Below are 23,635 nucleotides of genomic sequence, written 5' to 3'. Positions count from 1 at the left end.
GGAACTATGAATTATATATTTTTCGCAGCTGCACTTGTGCTGACTGCCATACTGATACCAATTATAATCCCTTTATTGAAACGCATGAAATTTGGTCAGACTATCCGGGAAGAAGGACCCGAAAGCCATATGATTAAAACAGGAACACCGACGATGGGGGGACTGTCATTTATTTTAGTGACAATCGTCCTGTCCGTTATCGGATTGTTCTTCGTTGATGATATTTATAAACTGCTCGTGTTAATAATCGTTACAATCGGTTTTGCATTAATCGGTTTTATCGATGACTATATTATCGTCGTTAAAAAAGATAATGCAGGACTGTCATCAAAACAAAAGTTTCTTGCACAAATAGCAGTTGCAGTCATTATTTTTATTATAATGATTAACTGGATTCCTGATATCGACGCAGGCATTCAGATTCCGGGAACTGATTTATTTATCCCGCTCGGTATATTCTTTGTCGTCTGGATTGTGTTCTGGCTCGTCGGATTTTCTAACGCTGTGAACTTAACAGACGGTCTTGACGGACTGTCGACAGGAACATCGATTATTGCATTCGGTTCATTCCTTGCAATCAGCCTTGTAACAGGTGAGATGGAAATTGCACTGTTTCTTTTTATTTTAATTGGTTCACTGATTGGATTTTTAATATTTAATAAATATCCGGCAAAACTGTTCATGGGTGATACAGGTTCACTCGCACTCGGCGGTATTATTGCAACGGTATCGATTCTTCTGAACAGCAGTCTGCTGCTCTTACTTATCGGTCTGGTTTTCGTAATTGAAACAGCAAGTGTAATGATGCAGGTGGCATCGTATAAAACAACCGGCAAAAGAATATTTAAAATGACGCCGATTCATCACCATTTTGAACTGTCAGGATGGAATGAATGGAAAATTGTCATCGTCTTCTGGTCAGTCGGCCTGCTGTCAGGTGTGCTCGGTGTAATATTAGGAGTGATGTAAGATGAAACTATTCAGCGGATACGAGAATAAAAATGTCATCGTACTCGGTTATGGCAGAAGTGGAAAAAGTGCTGTAAATGCGCTTGTCAGTTTAGGAGCAAACGTTACACTGACGACGAATGAAGTATTCTCTGATGAAGAATCGGAACAGAAATATAATGCGTGGGGTGTTGAAATAGTCGACGGACACCATCCGGCTAATCTTTTAAATCAAGCAGATTTAATCGTTAAAAACCCGGGTATCCCGTACAGTATTCCCTTTTTAAAAGAAGCAGAAGAAAGAAAGATTCCAATTGTTACAGAAGTTGAGATTGCCCATCATCTAAGCGAAGCACCGATTTATGCGCTGACCGGCACAAATGGTAAAACAACGTGCACACATCTTTTAGGTGAGATGCTTGAAAATAACGGCAGCAGTCCTATTTTATGCGGTAATATCGGCTATCCTGCAACAGACGCTGCAATGGAAGCGGCAGCTGATGATACATTGCTGATGGAACTGTCATCATTTCAGCTGATGGGTATTAAAGAATTCAGACCGAATATTGCGGTCATTACGAATATCTATCAAGCTCATTTGGATTATCACGGCTCGGTTGAAGAATACGTTCACGCCAAGCTTGAAATATTTAAAAATATGACAGCAGATGATCTGCTGATTTTCAATAAAAAACAGGCGTCTATGCTGGAAGGACTGGATATTAAATGCCGCATCCAGTATTTTGACGCTGATAATGCAGCTGATGCATATGCAGCTGACGGCAATTTAATCGTGCATGGTGAAGTAATCATGCCGGTTAAAGATGTTGTATTAAAAGGTGAGCACAACATCGAAAATATTCTTGCAACACTGCTCGTTGCTTCAGCGCACGGTGTAAGTCTGGATGCAATGAAACAGACACTGACTACTTTCAGCGGTATATCCCACAGACTTGAGCGTCTCGGCGAAGTCGGTGAAGTGATTTATTATAACGACTCCAAAGCGACAAACAATCTGGCAACATCATTTGCACTGAAGAGTTTTGATACACCGGTTATCTGGCTTGCAGGCGGACTGGACCGCGGGCAGTCACTCGACGAGTTAATGCAGTATGCAGGACACGTGAAGCGGATTGTCTCATTTGGACAAACAGCCCCTAAGTTTAAAGCACTTGCGGAGAAGCTGGATATTCCTTATGACGTGACTGATAATCCGTATACAGGGATAGAACTGACACATCGTTACGCAGTCCGGGGAGATACAGTATTATTTTCCCCGGCATGTGCGAGCTGGGATCAGTATAAAGATTACGAGCGCCGCGGGGATCACTTCAAGGAAGGCTTCGCAAAACTCAGCTAAAAGATAAGGAGGTATAGCCGATGAGTAACGATGATAATAATATCGATGACATTAAAGAAAAATTAAAAAAGAAACGTCAGGATACTGAGTATGTCGGCTATACTGCTAAACCATCCGGTAGTAAAGATGAAGCTGAAAAAGAGCCGAAAACCAAAGAGTTTCCAAAAAAAGAAAAATCAGAAGATGCGGATTTATCATTAACAATTGAACACTATAAAGATTTTGAAGATAAAAAAACCGCTGCTGAAAATATCAAAGATAAAAATAAAAATAAAAATAAAAAAGGTAAACAGAAAAATAAAACTGTTAAAGATAAAAAGTCTGGCGGTAAAAAAATAGCAGCGGCAAATAAAAGGAAAGATAAACCGAAGAAACCAAAAAAAGAGTTTCAATTTAAACGAGTACATATGTACATCGGAATTATAATCTTTTTAATACTGCTGCTCGGTGTACTCTTATGGTATGTGTTTTCAAGCGCCAGTGATGTTAAAGAAATAAGTTTTGAAGGCAACAGCCTGGTTACAGAAGCAGAGCTTGAAGAGCGGATCGGCTTTAGTACCGGGGATAAGATGTTCAGTATTTCTGCCGGCAAAGCGGAGGATAACGTTGAACTGCTGCCGGTTATTAAAGAAGTATCTGTAGAGCGTGACTGGCCGAATAATGTTACAGTTAACGTTAATGAATATAAAGCTATTGCTTATATTAATAGTGAAGATCTTTATTTTCCGGTGCTCGAAAACAGCAGAATTCAACGGGGCTATCCAAGTGCTCCCCGCAATGCACCGATTATTTACAATTTCGAAGGTGAAGAATTCGATGCGCTTGTTGCAGCGCTGAACGAAATTGAAGTTGATATACTGGAAAGTATTTCAGAAATATATTTCCGGCCGACAGATAATTCGATGCGCCGTATCCACGTGTTCATGAATGACGGTCAGGAAATAGTTGCAGATTATGAAACGTTTAGTGATAAAATGAATTACTATATCGGTATCCGTCAGGAAATCGGTGAGGAGACCGGCGGTATAATAGATATGGAAGTCGGCACAAGTTATCTGCCGTACGACAGCGCCGATGCACGTGAAATTAAAGATAATATTTATAATGAACCGTCACAGGCGGGTTATATCGAAGATATAAATGAAGCACTCGACGGTGTAAGATCAGCACTTGGTGAAATAGACAGTGCTGCTGAAGAATAAAAACACATAAAGTAAAACAAATCTTTTGAAATAGTTCACATTAATCAGAGTATAATGTAAACTAGAAATAGTATTATGAAAATGGCTGTGTAGGAGGCAATAAGGTGAAGGAACATTATTATGTTGCCCTTGATATCGGCTCGTCTAGTGTCAAAGTAGTGGTCGGGGAAAAATTTCACAATGGTGTGAATGTTATTGGTACCGGCCAGACCTTCACTGATGGGGTTTCTAAAGGGATGATCAACGATTTTGATCAGGCTAAAAATGCAATTACAGATACAATTAAAAAAGCGAAAATCGCTTCAGGTGTAGATATTGAAGAAGTGTTTGTGAAAATTCCAATCGCGGATACTCACATTCAGTTCACAGAGGACGCAATACGTTTCGGCGGGAAAGCGACAGAAATTAACGGCGAACATATCGAAGAACTGCTCGAAAATGTAAGAATAGAAGATATGGCAGGCCAGAACGAAGTAGTCAGCGTTTACCCGGTATCTTTCTTAGTCGACGGTCTGCATGAAGTAAATGATCCGAAAGAAATGATCGCAGAAGAAAGTCTGGCAGTTAAAGCGGGAGTAGTCTCTGCAAATCGCACACTGCTTATAAATATCGTTAAATGTGTTGAAGCAGCAGGTTTAACTATTTTGGATGTCTATTCAGATGCGGTAAACTATCAGCACATACTGACAGATGCTGAGATTGAACTCGGTGCTGTCGTTATTGATATGGGTCTTGACTTAACTCAGTTTGCTTATTATGAACGAGGATCTTTAAAATATGCTAACAGCATAGGTCTTGCCGGCCGTGATATAACGCTGGATTTAGTCGATGAGTTTAATACTACATACGATGAAGCGGATCAGGCAAAAGAACAGTACGGACATGCATTTTTTGATCTTGCTAGCGACGATGAAAAAATGATGCTTCAGCAAAATGACTCGGGTGAACCGGCAGAAGTGACTTCAAAAGACTTAGCTGATGTCATCGAGCTCGTTGTCGAGGATATGTTCATGAGTGTATTTGAAGACCTCGCTAAGAACGGCATTAACAATGTACAGGGCGGTTTCGTTCTGACAGGCGGTACTGCAAATATTCGCGGCATCAAAGAATTGATGCAGGATTTAGTTGCTGAAAAAGTAAGAGTTCATATACCAAATCAAATGGGTGCGAGAAAACCCGAATTCTCAAGCGCAATCTCAGTTTTATCAAGCGGAATAATGTTTGATGAGTTACTGGAATATGTTACAATTGATAATTATGATGACTATCCAGAAACAGATTCACAAAATACAGTGAATGATGAACAGGAAGCACAGCCTGCAAACTTCTTTACAGGATTGTTTGCAAAACGTAAAGAAGAGAATGAGCTTCAGGTCAATCGGGATGAAAATCATGATGAAGGTTCATACGAAGATGATTATAATTATCCTGATGAAGACAGTATTGAGGAATCACAGGCTGATAATGAAGCTGCCGATGACGAATACGAGGATTACACTTATGATGACGCCGAGACTAACTCTGAACGGATAGATAAAGAACCGAAAGAGCAGGGCGATTTAGGCAGTAAAGTTAAAAAAATATTTAAAAATCTATTTGAGTAGAAGTACATTTGGGAGGAAAGATTAATGTTAGAATTTGAACAAGGTTTCAATCACATGGCGACGTTAAAAGTTATCGGTGTTGGCGGCGGCGGTAATAATGCTGTTAACCGTATGATCGAGGATGGAATGTCTAATGTTGAATTTATCGCAATCAACACTGACGGACAGGCTTTAAACTTATCTAAAGCTGAGTCAAGAATCCAAATCGGCGAAAAATTAACACGCGGATTAGGTGCCGGAGCTAATCCGGATATCGGTAAAAAAGCTGCAGAAGAATCACGCGAACAAATCGAAGATGCAATCCAGGGTGCGGATATGGTATTCGTCACAGCTGGTATGGGCGGCGGTACAGGTACTGGTGCAGCACCTGTCGTTGCTAAAATTGCTAAAGAAATGGGTGCACTTACTGTAGGTGTTGTTACACGCCCATTCGGTTTTGAAGGAAGAAAGAGACAAACTCAGGCTGCTGCAGGTGTTGAGCAGATGAAAGCAGCAGTTGATACTCTGATTATTATCCCAAATGATCGCTTATTAGATATCGTAGATAAATCTACACCGATGATGGAAGCATTTAAAGAAGCTGACAACGTATTACGTCAAGGTGTTCAAGGTATTTCTGACCTTATCGCTGTAAGCGGTGAAGTTAACCTTGACTTTGCGGACGTTAAAACTATTATGCAAAACCAGGGTTCTGCATTAATGGGTATCGGTATTTCAGCTGGCGAAAACCGTGCAGTTGAAGCAGCTAAAAAAGCAATTTCAAGTCCTCTCTTAGAAACGTCAATCGTTGGCGCGCAGGGTGTTCTAATGAACATCACAGGCGGAGAATCACTGTCACTGTTCGAAGCGCAGGAAGCAGCGGATATCGTTCAGGATGCAGCGGATGAAGATGTTAATATGATCTTCGGTACTGTTATTAACCCTGAACTTGAAGACGAAATTGTGATTACTGTAATCGCTACAGGCTTTAATGAAAAAACGCTTCAGCGTTCTTCAGACAGACCTGCTGAGCAGCCTGAACAAAACCAGTCACGCGGCGGAGGCAGCAACTTTAACCAGCCTCCGGCATACAATTCAAGAGACATTGCTGAAGATGACGGATTCACACGTGAGCCGGATAAATTCGACAGCAGACCTCAGGAAGAGCCGGATGTCCCGACTTTCCTTAAAGGGAACAGCTCGAGAAGAGAAAGACGCAGAAGATAAATTTTGTGCATTGTATATATAACGGAGATATTGGCGACCCAATATCTCCTTTATTTTATAGGTGGGAGATAATTTGAATAATAATAACTCATTTGAATTACATAATCATTACTCGGGCAGCACTTCAGAATCGCTGACGTTTGGCTACACTTTAAAGCAAGGCGGATACAGCCCTTATCCAAATCAGAATTTTAATATGGCACTCTATATTGGTGATGATATTAAAAATGTTCACGCTCATCAGGAAATGCTGGCAGAGGAAATTAATTTTCCTCCGGAGTCATGGGTACTGCCGATACAAAAACACGGCGGTAATATTAAAGAAGTGACTGCAGCGGATGGCGGCACGAATATTAAAACACTCAGTGATCAGCTTTATGATGTAGACGGCTTGTACACTTACGATACCGGTGTGCTCTTAACAATGAATTATGCTGACTGTATTCCTGTATACGTTTACAGTGCAGTCGATAATTTTACCGGCCTTGCGCATGCAGGCTGGAGAGGAACAGCTGAACACATTACAGAAAAGCTCATTAACTGCTACGAAGGCAGTAAAGATGACTTACGAGTCATTATTGGTATCGGCATCAACAAGGAGTATTATGAAGTGGATAATACTGTCATCGACGCACTCACACCGGTTCCTGAAAGTTCATATGAACAGACAGACACCGGATGGCAGCTCGATTTAAAAGATGTTAATAAACACCAGGCAATCCAGGCGGGAATTAAGTTGCAGCACATTAGTGTAACCAGTATTGGTACAGAGGCAGATGAGTTCTTCTCGTTTCGTTTGGAGCAGGGTAACACCGGACGGGCACTGGCTTTTATAGGGAGGCATAATAATGATTAAAGAAAACTACGAACAGATAAAAAACGAAGTCGGCGATGATGTTAACATTATTGCCGTAACTAAGTATCATACAGTCGAAGAAACACTCGAGGCGTATGAAGCAGGGGTCAGACATTTCGGAGAAAACCGCATTGAAGGATTTATTGAAAAACGTAAAGCACTGCCTGAAGATGCAGAAGTGCACTTTATCGGTACGATGCAGTCGAGAAAAGTAAAAGAAGTTATTGACGACCTCCATTACCTTCATTCACTTGAGCGTGAAAGTGTAGCGAAAAAAATTGAACAGACGGGGCAACATGTTGTAAACTGTTTTATACAGGTAAATGTTTCTGATGAAGATTCTAAGCATGGTCTTCAGCCGGAGGAAGTAGAAGATTTCCTTTTGAAACTAAAAGATTACAAATATGTTAAAGTCATCGGTTTAATGACTATGGCACCTCATACAGAAGATAGTTCAGTTATTGAGAACACTTTTACCGGACTAAAAAATCTGCAGGAAAAAGTTGAAAAAAATTATCCTGATGTAACTGAACTCAGCATGGGGATGAGCAATGATTACCCGAGTGCAGTGAAAAACGGTGCAACATACATACGTATTGGCAGTAAAATTATGGGGAGTTAGGTGAGAAATATGGCTATTACTAAGTTTATAAAAAATTTATTTGTCGTCGAAGAGGAAGTCCCTGTTAATAATATTAAGACAGAGCAGACTAAAACACCGGCGAAAGTGACAAATCTGAATACGAATAAACAACCGAATAGCCGTCAAAAAGAGGCGGTACCTAAAAAGACAGCACAAAACCAGAAAAAAGTGACGGGTTCAAAACAAGGGGTTTCGAAACCGGCAGCACCAAAAGCGCAAAAAGTACAGCATGAACAGAGAAATAATAATCAATCCAGCAGGGAGAATCGGACAATGCCTGTAAATGATCAGAATACAAAAGTATGTTTATTTGAACCAAGAGTGTTTGCGGAAACGCAGGATATTGCCGATGAGCTGAAAAGCAACCGTGCGGCACTGGTTAATCTGACGAAAATTGATTCGGTTCCAAAAAAGCGCATCGTGGACTTTTTAAGCGGAACAGTTTATGCTTTAGAAGGCGATATTCAAAAAGTAGGTGCGGATATTTTTCTTTGTACACCAAACAGCTTTGGTGTTGAGGGTGAAATCTCTGACAAAGAAGAGTTTTTCGATGAAATGTAAGGAGCGTTATTTTGGATAATTCATTAATAGTAACAGTTTTAATTTACATCTATCAGTTTTTTAACTTTGCATGGCCGATATTTACATGGGGCTTAATTATTTACATTCTGTCTTCTTGGCTGCCGGCCTTGCGCGAATCGGCTTTCGGCGATTTTCTAGGCAAGGTTTACGAACCGCTCTTAGAACCGTTCAGACGCATGATACCGCCATTAGGCGGAGTTCTGGATTTATCACCGATAATTTTAATTATCATCTTCAACCTGTTCCAGTTTGGTTTGAATGAAATATTTAGAGTCCTTATTATGTGGGCTTCATAAACGGAGATATTGGTTCAGCCAATATCTCCATTCTTTATTAAGGTGTGATTTTATGAAAGATATTTACCAGCATTTCAGGCCCGAAGAACGGGAAATGCTGACTTTATTGAATAGTAAATTTGAGCAGGCATCAAATAATTTTTATGCCGTGCTGACGGATTTCTTAAATCCGCGGGAGCAGAAGATGATTGAAAGTTTAAGCGGGAATTATCCGGACATTACGGTACATTATTACGGCGGGGGCAAGAACGAGGAACGTGAGCGTCTCCGGGCAATGCTGCTGCCGGAATACTTCGAGTTTTCACAGGATGATTTTCTGGTTACTGTGTTTGAAGTGTCCTATCCCGATAAATTTGTAACCTTGTCACACCGTAATCTTCTCGGTGCAATTATGAGTATCGGTGTCGACCGGTCGATTATTGGAGATATAGTGAACGGTGATAAAATTCAATTCGCTGTAACTGAGCCTTTTAAAGAACTGTTTAAAACAGAGCTGACAAAAATTAAAAATGCACCGCTGAAATTAACGGAAATACCTCACCAGGAATTTATCGACGCGAACGTGACTATGAAGCCCGCTGCTATACTCAGTTCATCTTACCGTCTCGACTCAATCGTTTCACTCGTCTTAAAAGAGGGAAGAGCAAAGTCGAAGGAACGCGTTGAAAAAGAAAAAGTTAAAGTGAATCATTCGATAGTCGATGAGCCTTCGTTTATAATAGAAACTGGAGATATAATCTCGGTACGCGGATTTGGCCGTTTTATCGTAACGGAACAAATTGCAGAAACGAAAAAAGGAAAATACAGACTTGAAGTAATGATAGTAACTGATAATTGAGGTGAACGGATTGAGAAGAGAAGAAATAACTAATAAAAAGTTTTCAACAGTCTACCGAGGTCTTGATGAACAGGCCGTAAGACAGCATTTAACAGAAGTTGCTGACGAACTTGAGAAGAAAGACGCAAGAATTTCACAGCTTGAAGAAATGCTGAACGAACGTGAGGAAAATCTGAACAGCTTCAAAAGTGTAGAATCATCTATTCAGGAAGCTATTTTAAGTGCAGCCAAAGCTGGCGACGATATTAAACAGCGCGCACAGAATTACGGAGACAGTATTATTCAAAAAGCTGAAACAGAAGGCGAACAAATCGTCAGCCGTGCCAGACAGAAAGAAAATCACATGATGCAGCATAACGAGGATTTAAAACGCCAGGCGAAAATCTTCAGAGCGCGTTATAAAATGCTGGTTCAGGCTCAGCTCGACCTGCTGGAAACTGAAGACTGGGAAAGATTACTTGAATTTGACGGCACCGAATCCGAAAAATAGCAAATTTACATTGACGAATTGTAAGATATTTAGCATAATTAATATGTATTATTAGACACGCAAACTTTCATTGGAATGCAGCGATCGGAGGATGGTGAGAGCTCCGGCAAAGATGAACGCTTTGAAATCACTAATGATTTATAAAAATATAAGTAAACAAAGTGGACTCTAAGCAGTCAAGAAGGGTGGTACCGCGGTCATTCGCCCCTTAACATGCTTAGAGTCTTTTTATTATAAAAAAGGAGAATCATTATGGACTATAAAGACACTTTATTAATGCCGAAAACAGCATTTAAAATGCGCGGCGGTTTAGTTAACAAAGAACCAAAAATGCAGCAGCACTGGGAAGACATCGATCTTTACAATAAGAAATTAAAATTAAACGAAGGTAATACACCGTTCGTTCTGCACGACGGACCGCCGTATGCCAACGGTAACCTGCACATGGGCCACGCTTTGAACAAAATCATTAAAGATATGATTATCCGCAACAAACAGATGCAGGGCTTCTACGCACCATATGTACCCGGCTGGGATACACATGGTCTGCCGATTGAACAGGCATTGACAAATAAAGGTGTCGACCGTAAATCGATGTCTATTGAAGAATTCAGAAACAAATGTATTGAATTTGCGAACTCGCAAATCGATATCCAGCGCGATGGTTTTAAACGCATGGGTATCGATGGTGAATGGGATAATCCTTACCTGACTTATAAACCTGAATTTGAAGCATCACAAGTCCGTGTCTTAAAAGATATGGTAGCAAAAGATTTAATTTACAAAGGTAAAAAACCAATTTACTGGTCTCCGACAAGTGAATCTTCACTCGCTGAAGCTGAACTCGAATACCAGGATAAAGTATCACCATCAATTTACGTATCATTTAAAGTAAAAGACGGTAAAGAGGTTGTAGACAAAGGCGTTAAATTTGTCATCTGGACAACAACGCCGTGGACAATTCCATCAAACCTTGCACTTGCTGTGCACAAAAACTTAAACTACGTCCAGTTTAACTATGAAGGTGAAGAGTTTATCGTAGCAGAAGATTTGCTTGATCAATTTGCCGGTGAAGTTGAGTTCGACAAAGAAAAAATTACACGCACGAAAGAATTTAAAGGTTCGGAGCTTGAATATATTACAGCAGAGCATCCGTTATTCGACCGTGAAAGCTTAGTGATTTTAGGTGACCACGTAACGATTGAAGCCGGTACCGGCGTTGTTCATACTGCTCCAGGTCATGGTGACGATGACTTTAAAGTTGGTCAGCAGTATGGTCTTGACGTGTTAAGCCCTGTTGATGACAAAGGTGTTTTCACTGAAGAGGCTGGGAAATATGAAGGACTGTTTTACGATGATGCGAACAAAGTGATTTCAGATGATTTGAAAGAAGCCGGCGCATTATTAAAACTGTCATTTTACACTCACTCGTATCCGCATGACTGGCGTACGAAGAAACCTGTAATCTTCCGTGCAACACCGCAATGGTTTGCATCGATTGAAGGCGTTCGTGAAGATATTTTAAATGCGTTAATGGATACGAAGTTCCAGGTTGAATGGAACCGTAAACGCATGTACAATATGATCAAAAATCGCGGAGACTGGGTCATTTCACGCCAGCGTGTATGGGGTGTGCCGTTACCATTCTTCTACGGCGAAAACGGTGAGGAGATCATCGATGCTGATGTGCTTGAACATGTCGCGTCACTGTTTGAAGAGCACGGTTCAAACATTTGGTTTGAGTGGGATGCTAATGACTTATTACCGGAAGGTTTCACGCATGAAAGTGCACCTAACGGAGAGTTTACGAAAGAAACCGATATTATGGATGTTTGGTTTGACTCAGGTTCAACACACCGCGGTGTGCTGGATTACAGAGAGAACTTAACGTATCCTGCCGACCTTTACTTTGAAGGCTCGGATCAGTACCGCGGATGGTTTAACTCATCACTAATTACAAGTGTTGCAACCAGAGGTCACTCGCCGTATAAAGAACTGTTATCACACGGTTTCGTAATGGACGGAAAAGGTAAGAAAATGTCTAAATCTCTAGGCAACGTCATTCTGCCGACAAAAGTAATGCAGCAGATGGGTGCTGATATTATCCGTCTGTGGGTAATGTCATCAGACTTCCAGGAGGATGTTCGTGTATCTGACGACATTTTAAAACAAGTGTCGGAAGTGTACCGCAAAATTCGTAACACATTCAGATTCCTGCTCGGTAACGTCAACGACTTTAACCCGGCAGAAAATAACGTGGCATACGAAGATTTATATGAAGTTGATAAATATATGTACAACCGTTTTAACGAACTGAAAACATTTATGCTTGATGCATACGAGCGTTATGACTATGTAACGATGTACCAGACTGTACAAAACTTTATCAACGTCGATCTGTCGAACTTCTATCTCGATTACGGCAAGGATATTCTTTATATCGAATCAGAAAATGCACCAATCAGACGCAGTCTGCAGACAGTACTGTACAAAATCCTTAAAGAACTAAATCTTATTCTTGCCCCTGTGTTAGTACACACTGCTGAAGAAATTTACGAGCACACACCGCACACTGACAAGGAAAGTGTTCACCTTGAGCTTTACCCAGAACGTGAAGAAACGGATGCTGAACTTGTAGGGAAGTGGCAGAAATTCATGACTGTCCGCGATGACGTTTATAAAGCGCTTGAAGAAGCACGCAATGAAAAAGTGATTGGTAAATCACTCGATGCAAAAGTAACACTGACACAGCCGGCGGACTTTAATCTGGATGATATCCGCGGTAATCTTGAGCAGTTCTTTATCGTGTCGCAGGTTGAAGTGGCTGAAACAGTCGCTGACGGTACAGCTTACGACGTTGTTACTGTTAAAGTTGAACATGCTGACGGCGAACGCTGTAACCGCTGCTGGAACTATTCAACTGCTGGCGCATTAGTTAACGGTGAAGATGATATTTGTCCACGCTGCCGAGAAGTTGTGGATGCAGAGTAAGTGATGAAACAATACAGAATATATCCGATGGTAATCCTCGGAATAATCGTACTGGCAATAGATCAGCTGACAAAGTATTTAGTAGCGACAAGAATGGAACTCGGGGAATCGATTCCAGTCTTAGGGGAGTTTTTTAAAATCACTTCCCACCGCAACAGCGGTGCTGCATGGGGAATGTTTGAAGGACGAATGACATTTTTCTACATCATCACAGTCGCTGTGCTTATATTTTTAATATATTTTTATAAGACTGAAGCAAAAAAAAATCTATTAATGCAAGTCGGTATTATACTGCTGATGGCAGGTGCGCTTGGTAACTTTATCGACCGCCTGTTATTCCAGGAAGTTGTGGATTTCGCCGATGTGCTGATTTTTACGTATGATTTCCCTATTTTTAACGTGGCAGACAGTGCCCTTACAATCGGCGTGATTATATTGTTAATCGAAGTATTTATAACGGGAAGAGGTAAAGAAGAAAAATGAATTTAATTATAACTGAAGAAAATGCAGGCGAAAGACTGGATACAGTACTCGCAAGTATCGTTCCAGATACATCCCGTACAGACATACAAAATCGCGTAAAATCGGGTCACATTACAGTAAACGGCCAAACGGTAAAACCAAATTATAAAGTAAAAGAGGACGACAATATTGAACTGCTTGAACGTGAAAACGTTGAAGCGGATATTGTTCCTGAGGATTTAAATCTTGATATCGTCTATGAAGACGATGATGTTGCAGTCGTTAACAAAGACCGCGGCATGGTCGTTCACCCGGCGGCAGGACATGCGTCGGGCACACTGGTTAATGGACTGATGGGGCAGCTCGACAACCTGTCAGGCATTAACGGTGAATTGCGTCCGGGTATCGTTCACCGTATCGATAAAGACACATCAGGACTTCTGATGGTCGCTAAACACGATGTAGCACATCGTCATTTAGTAGAACAGCTCGTTGAAAAGTCAGTAACGAGAAAATATACTGCTCTTGTACACGGCGTAATTCCGCACAATCTCGGGACGATAGAAGCGCCGATTGGCCGTAACCCGAAAGAACGCCAGGATATGGCAGTTGTCGATGACGGCAAAGATGCGGTCACTCACTTTAACGTCATTGAACGTTTCGAAAACTTTACACTTGTTGAATGTGTTCTTGAAACGGGACGTACGCACCAGATCAGAGTGCATATGAAATATATCGGCTATCCGCTTGCCGGTGATCCAAAATACGGACCGAGAAAAACGCTTGAAGTCGGCGGACAGCTGCTGCATGCGGGTGTTTTAGGTTTCACTCATCCGAAAACTGAGAAGTATATGGAGTTTAAAAAAGAACTTCCTGCATATTTCACAGACGTACTCGATGAAATGCGTCTGGCTGAAAAATAAATTACAGCTTGACTTAAATGAACGCTATTGGTATGATAATTTCAATCAATTGAATACGAAGTCTTTAAATTTTAGTCCTGTGAGGCTAAGAAGACGTGAACGCCACAATGATGAGTAATCTGGGCCGGAATGGGCAGATTATGTAAAAATCGCTGTGCGAAAATATAGGATAACTATATGCTCATGTCTTCTGACATGAGCATTTTTTTATGCAAAAATTCTGGAGGAATTAACAATGGCAGCAAAAATAATTATGGACAGTGCGCAGATTAAACGGGCAGTTACCCGCATGTCGCACGAAATATTGGAAAAACACAAAGGCAGTGAAAACATCGTGCTGCTCGGTATTAAAACACGCGGTGAGCACCTCGCACTGCGCATTCAGGAACGCATCGAAGAAATAGAAGGTGTGAAACTGCCGACCGGCACGATTGACATCAGCGGCTTCAGAGATGACCGCCCGGAAGATATCAAGGCGGACAAGTCAGTCGTCGTGGATACAGACTTTACGAATATGAGCGTGGTCATCGTCGATGATGTACTTGAAACAGGACGCACAATAAGAGCGGCGATTGATGCAATATTGAACACAGCAAGACCCACAACAATATCGCTCGCAATACTCGTTGACAGAGGACACAGAGAACTGCCAATCAGACCTGATTACGTCGGCAAAAACATTCCGACATCGAAAACAGAAAAAGTATCAGTAAAAGTAGAAGAAGTCGATCAGGAAACAAGCGTTACTATACTTTAAATAAAAAGGAGATTGGAAGATGGCAAAGTTTGAAGATGAGATTTACGAACGCTCAGTAGAGCCTGAACTCGATGTACATGACAGACCGAAATTTTTTCAAGGATTACTGCTAAGCTCACAGCATTTGTTTGCAATGTTCGGAGCAACTGTGCTGGTGCCGTTTCTGACAGGCCTGCCGGTAAGTGCGGCACTGATTGCAAGCGGAATCGGAACACTCCTTTACATTTTAATTACTAAGGGGCAGATTCCTGCATACCTTGGTTCAAGTTTTGCCTTTATACTTCCAATTACTATCGCACTTGGCGCAAATACACTTGGAGAAGTACTGACAGCGCTGTTCTTCAGCGGTGTGCTGTATGTTCTGATCGGGCTGGTTATCCGGCTCGCCGGAACAGGATGGATTATCCGCCTCTTGCCGCCGATAGTCGTCGGACCGGTCATTATGGTAATCGGCCTTGGGCTGGCCCCAGTCGCTGTAGATATGGCAATGTACACGGACTCAGGCAATCAGGAAGGTTACAGCATGACCTACATTACAGTTGCACTGATAACACTCACGATTACAATACTGGCTTCAATTTTCCTTAAAGGCGTGCTCGGTTTAATTCCGATTTTAATCGGTATCGTCGGAGGCTACACCACAGCACTGCTGTTTGGCATAGTAGACCTTGAACTAATTAAAACTACGGGCTGGTTTGTGCTGCCAGATCTGTACATTCCTTATCAGGATTATACACCGGCAATGAACCTTGGACTCTTCATGGTAATGCTGCCAATCGTCTTTGTCACAATATCAGAGCATATCGGACACCAGATGGTTATCAATAAAATAGTCGGGCGCGACTTCTTTAAGAAACCAGGACTTCACCGCTCGATTATCGGTGACGGTGTCGCAACGATGTTTGCAAGTACAATCGGGGGTCCGCCGACAACTACTTACGGTGAAAACATCGGGGTGCTCGCCATCACGAGAATCTTCAGTGTCTGGGTAATCGGAGGGGCAGCGGTGCTCGCAGTGATACTCGGTTTTGTCGGCAAGTTTACGGCAGTGGTTCAGAGCATTCCATCACCGGTTATGGGCGGTGTGTCCATACTCCTGTTCGGTATTATCGCAGCAAGCGGACTCCGCATGCTGATCGACGCTAGAATTGATTTTGACAACAAACGCAACCTGGTTATTGCCTCTGTGATTTTAGTCATCGGGATCGGTAAAGCACATTTAGACTTCACGATAGGCAATATTCCCTTCAACCTGGAAGGAATGGCACTCGCTGCAGTAGCAGGAATTATTCTAAATCTAATTTTACCTAAGAGGGAGACGAAATAAATGAAAAACTTATTATCTATGGAACATGTCACTCCGAAAGAAATCGAAGCGTTAATTACGAGAGCAATCGACATTAAAAATGGCAGACCGGTTATGAAGCTAAACGATAAAACAGTTGTCAATCTGTTTTATGAAAACTCGACGCGCACAAAACTCAGTTTTGAAATGGCCGAGAAAAAACTTAACGTTGAACGCCTGCCCTTCGATGTATCGACAAGTTCGGTATCTAAAGGGGAAACACTTTACGACACATGCAAAACACTGGAAGCAATCGGTGCAGATGCATTAGTAGTGAGACATCCGGATAATAAGTATTATGAAGAACTCGAACACCTCAACATTCCGATTATAAACGGCGGTGACGGCAGCGGTTCACATCCAACACAGTCACTTCTCGATATGATGACAATTTATGAAAATTTAGGACAGTTATGCGGACTTAAAATAGCAATTGTCGGTGATATCAAACATTCGCGTGTTGCAAAATCGAATGCAGAAGCGCTGACTAAAATGGGTGCGGAAGTATACTTCTCAGGACCTGTTGAATTACAGGATAACACGCTGAACATACCGTATATCGGAATCGATGAAGCAGTTGAAATCTCAGATGTAATAATGCTGCTCCGCGTTCAGCATGAACGTCACGAAGCATATTCAAAAATGCCGAAGGCAGAATATAACGCGCTGTACGGCATGAACAAAGAACGCATGGACAATATGAAGCCCGACGCACTGATCATGCACCCTGCTCCGTTAAACCGCAACGTTGAAATTACGGACGAAGTGGTTGAAGGCGAAAAGAGTGTCATATTTGAACAGATGACAAACGGCGTGTTTATGCGTATGAGTATATTAGAATCAGTACTTGATGGGGAAGGGAGCAACAACAATGCTTTTGAAAAACGCTACGCTGTTACTCAATAATAAAGAAGAAATCTCAGATGTTTTAATTAAAGACGGTAAAATTGCTGAAGTCGGACAGAATCTTAATGCTGATATGGACATTATCGACTGCACCGGCCTGTTATTAACACCAGGCCTTGTCGATGTACACGTTCACTTAAGAGAACCCGGTTTTGAACATAAAGAAACGATTAAATCGGGGACTAACGCTGCAGCATGCGGCGGCTTTACGACAATCTGTCCGATGCCTAATACAAATCCAATTATTGATACACCTGAAATACTCCGCGATTTAAATAATAAAATTAAAGAAGATGCAGTGATTAAAGTTCTGCCGTATGTGTCGATTACGACCGGTTTAAAAGGTGAGAAACTCGTTGATTTTAAAGCTCTAAAAGCTGAGGGAGCATTTGCTTTTACCGATGACGGTGTAGGAGTACAGAGTGCAGATATGATGTACCGTGCAATGCAGGCTGCTGCAAAAGTTGATATGGCAATCGTTGCACATACTGAAGAAAACACATTAATTTACGGCGGAGCAATCCACGAAGGCAAGACGAGTGAAAAGCTCGGTGTCAAAGGCATTCCGGCAATTACAGAATCGACTCAGATCGCGAGAGACGTACTGCTCGCTGAAGCGGCAGACTGCCACTATCATGTCTGTCATGTGTCGACAAAAGAAAGCGTCCGGGTCATTCGCGATGCTAAACGTGCCGGCATTAAAGTAACGGCAGAAGTAACACCGCATCATTTAGTACTGGATGAAAATGATATAACCGAAAAAGACCCGAACTTCAAAATGAATCCGCCGCTCCGCGGTACAGATGACAGAGAAGCGCTGATTGAAGGACTGTTAGACGGCACTCTGGACTTTATCGCAACGGACCACGCGCCGCATCATGAAGATGAAAAAGCTGCTGGTATTGAAACAGCACCGTTCGGTATCGTCGGCATTGAAAATGCCTTCCAGCTCGTCTATACGAAACTCGTTAAAACAGGTGTGTTTACGCTGCAGCAGCTTGTCGACTGGATGACGATAAAGCCGAGTGAAGTATTTAAATTGGACAGCGGTAAAATAGCAGCTGGCCGTGCGGCTGATTTGACACTGATTGATTTAAACCGTGAATATACTCTGGATAAGAATGATTTTTTATCGAAATCAAAAAACACACCGTTCCATGGAGAGCAGTTGACGAGTGATATCGTTATAACAATTGCTGACGGTAAAATTGTGTACGACAATAAGTAAAATACAGGGGTGCTGACATGCTGCAACTTGCAACTGCAATAGCCAAAGCAGAAATTGCCGACAATATTTATGAACTTGTGCTGAAGACGGAGCTTAAAAAATATACGCTCCGTCCGGGACAGTTCGTTCACGTCAGAGTATCAAAATCGACTGAACACGTCTTAAGGCGTCCGATATCAATTTCAAGTATTGATGCTGAAAAAAGTGAAATTACGATTACATTCCGTGCAGAAGGTCCCGGCACTAAAAAGCTTGCTGAAATTAATACAGGAGCAGCTGTCGATGTGCTGATGCCGCTAGGCAACGGCTACGATATTAACACGGCAGAAGCCGGTGAACATGTGCTGATTGTCGGCGGCGGTATCGGGGTGCCTCCGTTATATGAACTCACAAAACAGCTTAATAAGCGAGGCGTCAAAACAACACACGTACTCGGCTTTAATAGTAAAAAAGATGTATTTTATGAAGAGGCATTTAAAACGTTTGGCGAGACACAAGTTGCAACGGCAGACGGGACCTACGGCGTAAAAGGGTTTGTGACAGATGTCATCCAGCAAATTGGTACTGATTTTGATAAGTTTTATGCATGCGGTCCGAAAGTGATGTTAAAAGTACTGGATAACACCATGCCGATGGACGGATTTATTTCTCTGGAAGAAAGAATGGGCTGCGGTTTCGGCGTATGTTACGCATGTGTATGCGAAACAACAGCCGGCGAGCAGGTTAAAATATGTACAGACGGGCCTGTATTTGAAAAAGGAGCGGTTGTGCTATGACGGATAAATTACATATATCGCTGCCGGGACTGGAGTTAAAGAACCCGATTATGCCTGCGTCCGGATGTTTTAGTTTCGGTGAAGAGTTTTCCAAGCTGTACGATTTATCAGAGCTCGGCGCAATTATGATTAAAGCTGCAACAGAAGAGCTTCGAATGGGCAATAAAACACCAAGAGTTGCTGAAACATCGAGCGGTATGCTGAATGCCATAGGCCTGCAGAATCCGGGTGTGGATCATATTATTGAACATGAATTAAAGTATCTTGAGCAGTTTGATGTGCCGATTATTGCGAATGTTGCAGGGACTAAAATTGAAGATTATGTTGAGGTGGCAAGAAAGATTTCCAAGGCGCCGAATGTCAGTGCACTTGAATTAAATATCTCATGTCCTAATGTTAAAGAGGGCGGTATTCAGTTTGGTACAGATCCAGAGACGGCAAGGAAGTTAACAGAATCGGTTAAAGAAGTAAGTGCAAAACCGATTTATGTTAAACTGTCGCCGAACGTCACTAATATAGTTGATATGGCGAAAAGTGTGTCAGCAGCAGACGGTATTACGATGATCAATACGCTTGTCGGTATGCGGCTTGACAATAACGGCAGACCGATACTGGCAAATACGACAGGCGGCTTAAGCGGACCGGCAATTAAACCCGTCGCTTTAAACATGGTATATCAAGTAAGACAGGCATTGCCCGATATTCCGATTATCGGTATGGGTGGTATTGCAACAGTCGATGATGTACTAGACTTTATCAGTGTAGGTGCTGATGCAGTGGCAATCGGAACGATGAATTTTACGAATCCTTATATATGCAAAGAACTGATAGATGAACTTGAGAAAAAGACAGAAGAAATGAATCTGAATCATATACATGATATAAAAGAACGGGCTTTTCTTTAACACATTAGGAGGAATTTTAAGATGACAGCGAAACCAATTATTGCATTAGATTTCAGTACATACGAAGAGGCGAAGACATTTCTCACGGGCTTCGATGAAAAACTGTATGTTAAAATCGGCATGGAGTTATATATGCAGAGCGGGCCGGCAATTATAGATGTGATTAAAGCATACGGCCACGATGTTTTTCTGGACTTAAAATTACACGATATACCGACAACAGTCGAACGCACGATGTCGGTGCTCGGGAAACTTAATGTGGATATGGTTAACGTTCATGCATCCGGCGGCTATGAAATGATGAAACGTGCCGCATCGGCTTTCAGAAAAGAAAATGCAGACGGTAAAATTATTGCGGTGACGCAGCTGACAAGTATGGATGAACATACGATGCAGCGTGAACAGCAGACACCGCTGTCATTAACAAACAGCGTACTGCATTATGCTGAACTGGCGTATAAAGCAGGGCTCGACGGTGTTGTATCATCACCGCTTGAAAGCAGAATGATTCATAACGAAATCTCGGAACATTTTTTAACAGTAACACCGGGAATCCGTTTATCGGAAAATAATAACGACGACCAGGTGCGTGTTGTTACACCGAACAAAGCGAAACAACTCGGTTCTGATTATATAGTAGTAGGCCGTCCGATTACACAAAGTGATAATCCGGCGAAAGCTTACAAAGAAATCAAACAATTATGGGAGGGCAAGTAATATGTATCCATCAGTTGCACATACACTGCTCGATATAGATGCGGTAAAACTGTCGCCGAAAGATCCGTTCACATGGGCGAGCGGGATAAAATCTCCGATATATTGTGATAACAGACAGATACTCGGTGATGTTAAAGCACATCGTAAAGTGATTCAGCTGCTTATAGAACAGCTTGGTGAATTTGCGGAAGCCGATGTCATCGTGGGTACCGCAACTGCCGGAATCCCCCATGCAACATTGATTGCAGACCGTCTGGAGAAGCCGTCAGCCTACGTGCGCGGAAGTAAGAAAGCACACGGGACGGCGCGCCAGATCGAGGGCGCTGCTGTTAAAGGAAAACGTGTTGTAGTCATCGAAGACTTAATCTCTACAGGCGGTTCAAGCCTGAACGCAGTAGAAGCACTGCGCGCAGACGGTGCCGAAGTATTAGGCGTCGCTGCCATATTCTCATACGGCATAAAAGGTGCCGTTCAAAAATTTGAATCAGCAGGCTGCGCTTACTCGGTACTGTGCGATTTAGATACACTGCTTGAAATAGCAGAAGAACGCGGAGTGCTGGATTCAGCCGGTGCTGACGATGTGCGTGAGTTTAGAGATGGATTATAATAATATTAAGGTGCGGTCGGCAAATCAATGGATTTGCCTTTTTTGATTGTTGTGTGGATTTTACCGCTTGTTGGTGTGAAAACTGCTAATCGTCCCAATGTGGAACGCATTTCCGGATACATGCGGTCGAAAACTTATACTCGACTCGATGAAGCACCCACATGCGGTCGAAAATTGCTATTCAACCTGATGAAGCATCCACATGCGGTCGAAAACAAAAAACAACACAAAAAAGCGCCGAATCACCGGCGCTCTTCATTAATCTTTCTTCATTTTTTTGACTTTCTCGGCATCCGGATCAACCAGTACTGTCGACTGTTCACTGTAAGTTACAAATCCTGGTTTAGTTCCCGGTATATTTTTAACGTGTTTGATTTCTGTATAGTCGACGGGTACGCCTGCAGACTGGCCGGCTTTAGAATGGAATGCTGCCAGCATTGCCGCTTCAAGGATATCGTCTTCTGTTATCTCTGCAGCGTTATGTGCAATGACAACGTGTGATCCCGGTATGTCTTTCGTATGGAACCACAGATGATTGTTCTGTGCTTTTCGGTTTGTTAAATAGTCGTTCTGCTTGTTGTTTTTACCGACGAATACAGGCAGTCCAGCGGACGTTTCGAATTCGTGCAGCTGAATTTTATTCACTTTCTTTTTCTTTTTACCTCTGTTGCGTTCTTTAATTATTTTCTGTTCGATTAATTCCTGACGGACTTCTTCAACTTCGTCTGCTGTTGTAATATTTTCCATCTGATGCAGCAGATTGCTGAAGTATTCGACATCCATATGTGCCAGGCGCAGCTGTTCCTGTGCAATTTTTTCACGATTTTTCAACTTGTTGTACATATTGTAATAGCGCTGTGCATTACCGGCAGGGGAGAGCTGTTTATCGAGCGGAATTTCTATATTTTCATTTGTATAGTAATCCATCACGACTGCTGATTCCTGATAGTTTCCAATGTTATGCATATACGCAGTAATGAGCTCGCCGTATTTCTGATACTTATCTTTTTCCGCCGCTTCTTTTAAATCGGCTTTTAGATTCGTAATTTTACGGACTGTTTTATCGTGTTCACGTTCAATCACCTGCAGATAATCCGACGATTTCTGGCGGATTGCACTGATCTGGTAACGGCGGTGGTAATAGTCGTCCAGCAGCTGGCTGAGATTACCGTAGACTTTATCCGGTTCACCTAAATGAGTGAGCGGGGTAAAGTAAAATACCGGCTTTTTCAAGTCGTAATAGACTGCCTGAATATTGTCACTGTCTTTAAGCGTCTCTTTAATTGCAGGAACGATATTATCGATATTGAAATATTTTACACGTGATTCGACTTCATCGATAAATACCGGACTGAATCCTTCGATGTTCATTAAAATCTGCTTCTTCAGTCTGCCTGAATTAAAATCGATAAATTTCGGCAGTTCTTCGAGCGCTTCCGTTCTTGGATTTAATTTTTTATCTGTCGGCGGTCCTTCGTAAGTAAAGCCCGGCATAATCGTCCGCACGTTATTATTCGGTGTTAAATGTTTAATGCCGTCGATAATTTTATACTCTTTATCTGTTAAAATAATATTCGAATGGCGTCCCATAATTTCAAGTATTAATATGCGTTCAATATCGTCTCCGATATCGTTAATTGCGCGTATATGAATATGCACCTGGCGGTCATTGCCAAGCTGTTTAATTTCAGTAATAAAGCCGCCTTCGATATGTTTTCTTAAAATGCGTGAAAACATCGGCGGATCAAATGGAAATTCATATTTATGTTCTGTTAAATGGAAGCGGGCATACATCGGGTGGCTGCTTATTAGCAGCTGATGATTTTTTCCGCCTGCGCGCATTTTTAAAAGAAGAGATGAATTATCCATCTGCTGAATTTTATTTATTTTACCGCGCACTAAAAATTGCAGTTCATCTACGAGTGCGTGCGTAAAATTTCCGTCAAAAGCCATGGCGTATCCTCCTCAAAATGATTACATATTATTTTATCAT

General features: G+C 41.9%; 22 protein-coding genes and 1 pseudogene. 22 read left to right on the top strand and 1 reads right to left on the bottom strand.

Annotated elements, in window-relative coordinates:
- The first annotated feature begins 6 nt into the window (after positions 1–6).
- From mraY to pyrE, 22 genes and pseudogenes are all read left to right on the top strand, one after another.
- Positions 7–969 (top strand): phospho-N-acetylmuramoyl-pentapeptide-transferase, encoded by a 963-nt coding sequence (gene mraY / locus H625_RS0102375; protein ID WP_026858469.1) that lies wholly within the window; start codon positions 7–9, stop codon positions 967–969.
- Between the two features lies 1 nt (position 970).
- On the top strand, positions 971–2,308 hold the full coding sequence (murD, locus tag H625_RS0102370; protein ID WP_026858468.1) for a UDP-N-acetylmuramoyl-L-alanine--D-glutamate ligase: 1,338 nt from the start codon (positions 971–973) through the stop codon (positions 2,306–2,308).
- 20 nt (positions 2,309–2,328) lie between these two features.
- Complete coding sequence (locus H625_RS0102365) at positions 2,329–3,510, top strand: cell division protein FtsQ/DivIB (protein WP_026858467.1); 1,182 nt, start codon at positions 2,329–2,331, stop codon at positions 3,508–3,510.
- A gap of 104 nt (positions 3,511–3,614) precedes the next feature.
- Positions 3,615–5,114 carry a cell division protein FtsA gene (gene ftsA / locus H625_RS0102360; RefSeq protein WP_026858466.1) on the top strand — a complete coding sequence of 500 codons (1,500 nt, stop codon included), beginning with the start codon at positions 3,615–3,617 and terminating at the stop codon, positions 5,112–5,114.
- Positions 5,115–5,138: 24 nt separating this feature from the next.
- Positions 5,139–6,086, top strand: a pseudogene (gene ftsZ / locus H625_RS0102355) (cell division protein FtsZ); the annotation flags it as partial.
- Between the two features lie 307 nt (positions 6,087–6,393).
- A complete protein-coding gene (locus H625_RS0102350) occupies positions 6,394–7,176 on the top strand; it encodes a purine nucleoside phosphorylase YfiH/LACC1 family protein (protein WP_026858464.1) in 783 nt (260 codons plus the stop codon).
- A complete protein-coding gene (locus H625_RS0102345; RefSeq protein ID WP_156897171.1) occupies positions 7,169–7,798 on the top strand; it encodes a YggS family pyridoxal phosphate-dependent enzyme in 630 nt (209 codons plus the stop codon). The genes H625_RS0102350 and H625_RS0102345 overlap by 8 nt, the downstream gene beginning before the upstream one ends.
- Positions 7,799–7,807: 9 nt before the next feature.
- Positions 7,808–8,380, top strand: a complete 573-nt coding sequence (locus H625_RS13950; protein ID WP_026858462.1) for a cell division protein SepF — start codon at positions 7,808–7,810, stop codon at positions 8,378–8,380.
- 11 nt (positions 8,381–8,391) lie between these two features.
- Entirely contained in the window at positions 8,392–8,697 is a 306-nt protein-coding gene (locus H625_RS0102335; protein ID WP_026858461.1) for a YggT family protein, read from the top strand.
- A 52-nt stretch (positions 8,698–8,749) separates the two neighbouring features.
- The gene (locus tag H625_RS0102330; RefSeq protein ID WP_026858460.1) at positions 8,750–9,535 is read left to right on the top strand and encodes a YlmH family RNA-binding protein; all 786 of its coding nucleotides are present in this window, start codon (positions 8,750–8,752) and stop codon (positions 9,533–9,535) included.
- A 1-nt stretch (position 9,536) separates the two neighbouring features.
- Positions 9,537–10,025 (top strand): DivIVA domain-containing protein, encoded by a 489-nt coding sequence (locus tag H625_RS12430; protein ID WP_245573082.1) that lies wholly within the window; start codon positions 9,537–9,539, stop codon positions 10,023–10,025.
- A 252-nt stretch (positions 10,026–10,277) separates the two neighbouring features.
- The gene (ileS, locus tag H625_RS0102320; RefSeq protein WP_026858459.1) at positions 10,278–13,016 is read left to right on the top strand and encodes an isoleucine--tRNA ligase; all 2,739 of its coding nucleotides are present in this window, start codon (positions 10,278–10,280) and stop codon (positions 13,014–13,016) included.
- Positions 13,017–13,499, top strand: coding sequence for a signal peptidase II (gene lspA / locus H625_RS0102315; protein WP_026858458.1), 483 nt, complete (start codon positions 13,017–13,019; stop codon positions 13,497–13,499).
- A complete protein-coding gene (locus H625_RS0102310) occupies positions 13,496–14,401 on the top strand; it encodes an RluA family pseudouridine synthase (protein WP_026858457.1) in 906 nt (301 codons plus the stop codon). The genes lspA and H625_RS0102310 overlap by 4 nt, the downstream gene beginning before the upstream one ends.
- Positions 14,402–14,636: 235 nt before the next feature.
- Positions 14,637–15,158, top strand: coding sequence for a bifunctional pyr operon transcriptional regulator/uracil phosphoribosyltransferase PyrR (pyrR, locus tag H625_RS0102305; protein ID WP_026858456.1), 522 nt, complete (start codon positions 14,637–14,639; stop codon positions 15,156–15,158).
- A gap of 19 nt (positions 15,159–15,177) precedes the next feature.
- Complete coding sequence (locus H625_RS0102300) at positions 15,178–16,485, top strand: solute carrier family 23 protein (RefSeq protein WP_026858455.1); 1,308 nt, start codon at positions 15,178–15,180, stop codon at positions 16,483–16,485.
- Entirely contained in the window at positions 16,486–17,409 is a 924-nt protein-coding gene (locus tag H625_RS12425; protein WP_051238934.1) for an aspartate carbamoyltransferase catalytic subunit, read from the top strand. It begins immediately after the preceding gene.
- Positions 17,375–18,637: a dihydroorotase gene (locus H625_RS0102290; RefSeq protein ID WP_026858454.1), complete on the top strand. Its 1,263-nt coding sequence runs from the start codon at positions 17,375–17,377 to the stop codon at positions 18,635–18,637. Before H625_RS12425 ends, H625_RS0102290 begins: the two co-directional genes overlap by 35 nt.
- Positions 18,638–18,654: 17 nt before the next feature.
- Positions 18,655–19,413 (top strand): dihydroorotate dehydrogenase electron transfer subunit, encoded by a 759-nt coding sequence (locus H625_RS0102285; protein ID WP_026858453.1) that lies wholly within the window; start codon positions 18,655–18,657, stop codon positions 19,411–19,413.
- Entirely contained in the window at positions 19,410–20,318 is a 909-nt protein-coding gene (locus H625_RS0102280) for a dihydroorotate dehydrogenase (protein WP_026858452.1), read from the top strand. Before H625_RS0102285 ends, H625_RS0102280 begins: the two co-directional genes overlap by 4 nt.
- A 21-nt stretch (positions 20,319–20,339) precedes the next feature.
- Positions 20,340–21,035: an orotidine-5'-phosphate decarboxylase gene (pyrF, locus tag H625_RS0102275; RefSeq protein WP_026858451.1), complete on the top strand. Its 696-nt coding sequence runs from the start codon at positions 20,340–20,342 to the stop codon at positions 21,033–21,035.
- A 1-nt stretch (position 21,036) separates the two neighbouring features.
- Positions 21,037–21,642 (top strand): orotate phosphoribosyltransferase, encoded by a 606-nt coding sequence (gene pyrE / locus H625_RS0102270; RefSeq protein WP_026858450.1) that lies wholly within the window; start codon positions 21,037–21,039, stop codon positions 21,640–21,642.
- A gap of 258 nt (positions 21,643–21,900) precedes the next feature.
- Here the strand turns inward: pyrE and H625_RS0102265 are convergent, their stop codons facing one another.
- Positions 21,901–23,595, bottom strand: a complete 1,695-nt coding sequence (locus tag H625_RS0102265; protein ID WP_026858449.1) for an Rqc2 family fibronectin-binding protein — start codon at positions 23,593–23,595, stop codon at positions 21,901–21,903.
- Positions 23,596–23,635 lie beyond the last annotated feature (40 nt).

Origin of the sequence: Jeotgalicoccus psychrophilus DSM 19085 (assembly GCF_000425845.1) — a bacterium.
GTDB lineage: Bacteria > Bacillota > Bacilli > Staphylococcales > Salinicoccaceae > Jeotgalicoccus > Jeotgalicoccus psychrophilus.
Note: the sequence above shows the minus strand (reverse complement) of the source record. Positions and strands in the feature narration are given on the sequence as shown.

Bases quoted from the DNA above. Each gene is read 5' to 3' on its own strand.
- H625_RS0102365 (WP_026858467.1), top strand. From the start codon at position 2,329: ATGAGTAACGATGATAATAATATCGATGACATTAAAGAAAAATTAAAA.
- H625_RS0102310 (WP_026858457.1), top strand. From the start codon at position 13,496: ATGAATTTAATTATAACTGAAGAAAATGCAGGCGAAAGACTGGATACA.
- mraY (WP_026858469.1), top strand. From the start codon at position 7: ATGAATTATATATTTTTCGCAGCTGCACTTGTGCTGACTGCCATACTG.
- pyrE (WP_026858450.1), top strand. From the start codon at position 21,037: ATGTATCCATCAGTTGCACATACACTGCTCGATATAGATGCGGTAAAA.
- pyrF (WP_026858451.1), top strand. From the start codon at position 20,340: ATGACAGCGAAACCAATTATTGCATTAGATTTCAGTACATACGAAGAG.
- H625_RS0102300 (WP_026858455.1), top strand. From the start codon at position 15,178: ATGGCAAAGTTTGAAGATGAGATTTACGAACGCTCAGTAGAGCCTGAA.
- H625_RS0102330 (WP_026858460.1), top strand. From the start codon at position 8,750: ATGAAAGATATTTACCAGCATTTCAGGCCCGAAGAACGGGAAATGCTG.
- H625_RS0102345 (WP_156897171.1), top strand. From the start codon at position 7,169: ATGATTAAAGAAAACTACGAACAGATAAAAAACGAAGTCGGCGATGAT.
- ileS (WP_026858459.1), top strand. From the start codon at position 10,278: ATGGACTATAAAGACACTTTATTAATGCCGAAAACAGCATTTAAAATG.
- H625_RS0102285 (WP_026858453.1), top strand. From the start codon at position 18,655: ATGCTGCAACTTGCAACTGCAATAGCCAAAGCAGAAATTGCCGACAAT.
- H625_RS0102290 (WP_026858454.1), top strand. From the start codon at position 17,375: ATGCTTTTGAAAAACGCTACGCTGTTACTCAATAATAAAGAAGAAATC.
- pyrR (WP_026858456.1), top strand. From the start codon at position 14,637: ATGGCAGCAAAAATAATTATGGACAGTGCGCAGATTAAACGGGCAGTT.
- H625_RS12425 (WP_051238934.1), top strand. From the start codon at position 16,486: ATGAAAAACTTATTATCTATGGAACATGTCACTCCGAAAGAAATCGAA.
- H625_RS13950 (WP_026858462.1), top strand. From the start codon at position 7,808: ATGGCTATTACTAAGTTTATAAAAAATTTATTTGTCGTCGAAGAGGAA.
- murD (WP_026858468.1), top strand. From the start codon at position 971: ATGAAACTATTCAGCGGATACGAGAATAAAAATGTCATCGTACTCGGT.
- H625_RS0102265 (WP_026858449.1), bottom strand. From the start codon at position 23,595: ATGGCTTTTGACGGAAATTTTACGCACGCACTCGTAGATGAACTGCAA.
- H625_RS0102280 (WP_026858452.1), top strand. From the start codon at position 19,410: ATGACGGATAAATTACATATATCGCTGCCGGGACTGGAGTTAAAGAAC.